Genomic DNA, 3,414 nt, shown 5'->3' on the forward strand with positions numbered 1-3,414 from the left:
CTGTGTGTGGGGTGTGTGGTACGGGGTTGTTGTTTGAGAACTACATAGTGGACGCGAGCATCTTTTATAAGAAGCAATTTCCAAGAATATGAACCTGGATCTGTCGCTGTTGTCCTTCGGGGCGGTGGTGGTGGTTTTCATGGTTCTCTCGTAAATTACTCCTTGATCTTTTGTGGTCAAGTTTTTAAGAGCACACGGTGGATGCCTTGGCATTAGGAGCCGAAGAAGGACGTAGGAATCTGCGATAAGCCTGGGGGAGTCGATAACCGGACTGTGATCCCAGGGTGTCCGAATGGGGAAACCCCGCCAGGCGCGCGAGTGACCTGGTGACCCGCATCTGAACACATAGGGTGCGTGGGGGGAACGCGGGGAAGTGAAACATCTCAGTACCCGCAGGAAGAGAAAACAATAGTGATTCCGTCAGTAGTGGCGAGCGAACGCGGATCAGGCTAAACCGTTCCATGTGTGATAGCCGGCGGGCGTTGCATGGTCGGGGTTGTGGGACTTTCCGTTCCAGTTCTGCCGGACTGGTGAGGTGAGAGTGTGGGCATAGGTGAACGGTCTTGAAAGGCCGGCCGGAGAGGGTGTGAGCCCCGTAACCGAAATGCTGTTGCACCGCCTGGGAGGTATCCCAAGTAGCACGGGGCCCGAGAAATCCCGTGCGAATCTGTCAGGACCACCTGATAAGCCTAAATACTCCCTAATGACCGATAGCGGACCAGTACCGTGAGGGAAAGGTGAAAAGTACCCCGGGAGGGGAGTGAAACAGTACCTGAAACCGTGTGCTTACAATCCGTCGGAGCCTCCGCAGCTTGCTGTGTAGTGGTGACGGCGTGCCTTTTGAAGAATGAGCCTGCGAGTTAGTGTTACGTCGCGAGGTTAACCCGTGTGGGGAAGCCGTAGCGAAAGCGAGTCTGAACAGGGCGTTGCAGTGGCGTGATCTAGACCCGAAGCGAAGTGATCTACCCATGGCCAGGTTGAAGCGACGGTAAGACGTCGTGGAGGACCGAACCCACTTCAGTTGAAAATGGAGGGGATGAGCTGTGGGTAGGGGTGAAAGGCCAATCAAACTTCGTGATAGCTGGTTCTCCCCGAAATGCATTTAGGTGCAGCGTTGCGTGTTTCTTACCGGAGGTAGAGCTACTGGATGGCTAATGGGCCCTACAAGGTTACTGACGTCAGCCAAACTCCGAATGCCGGTAAGTGAGAGCGCAGCAGTGAGACTGTGGGGGATAAGCTTCATAGTCGAGAGGGAAACAGCCCAGACCACCAACTAAGGCCCCTAAGCGTGTGCTAAGTGGGAAAGGATGTGGAGTTGCGAAGACAACCAGGAGGTTGGCTTAGAAGCAGCCATCCTTAAAAGAGTGCGTAATAGCTCACTGGTCAAGTGATTCCGCGCCGACAATGTAGCGGGGCTCAAGTACACCGCCGAAGTTGTGGCATTCAGATAACAGCCAAGCCCTTGTGGTTCAGGCGTCTGGATGGGTAGGGGAGCGTCGTGTGGGCGGTGAAGTCGCGGTGGAAACCAGCGGTGGAGCCTACACGAGTGAGAATGCAGGCATGAGTAGCGAAAGACGGGTGAGAAACCCGTCCGCCGGATGATCAAGGGTTCCAGGGTCAAGCTAATCTGCCCTGGGTAAGTCGGGACCTAAGGCGAGGCCGACAGGCGTAGTCGATGGACAACGGGTTGATATTCCCGTACCGGCGAAAAACCGCCCATGCTGAACAGGGGATACTAACCGCCCGAAACCTGCCCTAGCACCCTTTGGGTGTGTGGGTTTTGGTGGAGCGCGGGACCTGATCCTGGGAGGCAAGCGTATTAACAGGTGTGACGCAGGAAGGTAGCCGAGCCGGGCGATGGTTGTCCCGGTCTAAGGATGTAGGGCGAACGGTAGGCAAATCCGCCGTTCATGTGCCTGAGATCTGACGGGACCCCCGTATGGGGGGATTCGGTGATCCTATGCTGCCGAGAAAAGCATCGACGCGAGGTTTTAGCCGCCCGTACCCCAAACCGACACAGGTGATCAGGTAGAGAATACTAAGGCGATCGAGAGAATTATGGTTAAGGAACTCGGCAAAATGCCCCCGTAACTTCGGGAGAAGGGGGGCCCCAACCTTGAACACCACTTGCTGGTGGGAGGGGATCGGGGCCGCAGAGACCAGGGGGAAGCGACTGTTTACTAAAAACACAGGTCCGTGCGAAGTCGCAAGACGATGTATACGGACTGACTCCTGCCCGGTGCTGGAAGGTTAAGAGGACCGGTTAGCCGCAAGGCGAAGCTGAGAATTTAAGCCCCAGTAAACGGCGGTGGTAACTATAACCATCCTAAGGTAGCGAAATTCCTTGTCGGGTAAGTTCCGACCTGCACGAATGGAGTAACGACTTCCCCGCTGTCTCAACCATAAACTCGGCGAAATTGCAGTACGAGTAAAGATGCTCGTTACGCGCAGCAGGACGGAAAGACCCCGAGACCTTTACTATAGTTTGGTATTGGTGTTCGGAGTGGCTTGTGTAGGATAGGTGGGAGACGTTGAAGCCGCCACGCCAGTGGCGGTGGAGTCATCGTTGAAATACCACTCTGGTCACTTTGGACATCTAACTTCGGCCCGTAATCCGGGTCAGGGACAGTGCCTGATGGGTAGTTTAACTGGGGCGGTTGCCTCCTAAAAAGTAACGGAGGCGCCCAAAGGTTCCCTCAGCCTGGTTGGCAATCAGGTGTCGAGTGTAAGTGCACAAGGGAGCTTGACTGTGAGAGAGACATCTCGAGCAGGGACGAAAGTCGGGACTAGTGATCCGGCGGTACATTGTGGAATGGCCGTCGCTCAACGGATAAAAGGTACCTCGGGGATAACAGGCTGATCTTGCCCAAGAGTCCATATCGACGGCATGGTTTGGCACCTCGATGTCGGCTCGTCGCATCCTGGGGCTGGAGTAGGTCCCAAGGGTTGGGCTGTTCGCCCATTAAAGCGGTACGCGAGCTGGGTTTAGAACGTCGTGAGACAGTTCGGTCCCTATCCGCTGCGCGCGCAGGAAATTTGAGAAGGGCTGTCCTTAGTACGAGAGGACCGGGACGGACGAACCTCTGGTGTGTCAGTTGTACTGCCAAGTGCACCGCTGATTAGCTACGTTCGGATGGGATAACCGCTGAAAGCATCTAAGCGGGAAGCTCGCTTCGAGATGAGATTTCCATACACCTTGCGTGTGAGAGGCCCCCAGCCAGACCACTGGGTTGATAGGCCGGATGTGGAAGCGAGGACTAACGACTCGTGAAGCTGACCGGTACTAATAGGCCGATAACTTACACCACACACCCCTTCCGTGAACGGAGTCAAAAGACGTTCACACCAGGAAAGGGTACAAAGAAACAAGACTGCTTGCGTCCACTATGTGGTTCCCAAACAACAAACCCGCAC

1 rRNA gene is annotated in these 3,414 nt (G+C 55.2%); it reads left to right on the forward strand.

From position 1 onward, the window contains the following. The first annotated feature begins 174 nt into the window (after positions 1-174). Positions 175-3,308, forward strand: a 23S ribosomal RNA gene (locus ACFVVK_RS20390). Positions 3,309-3,414 lie beyond the last annotated feature (106 nt).

Origin of the sequence: Arthrobacter sp. NPDC058192 (assembly GCF_042883665.1) — a bacterium.
In the GTDB taxonomy this organism is placed as follows: domain Bacteria; phylum Actinomycetota; class Actinomycetes; order Actinomycetales; family Micrococcaceae; genus Arthrobacter.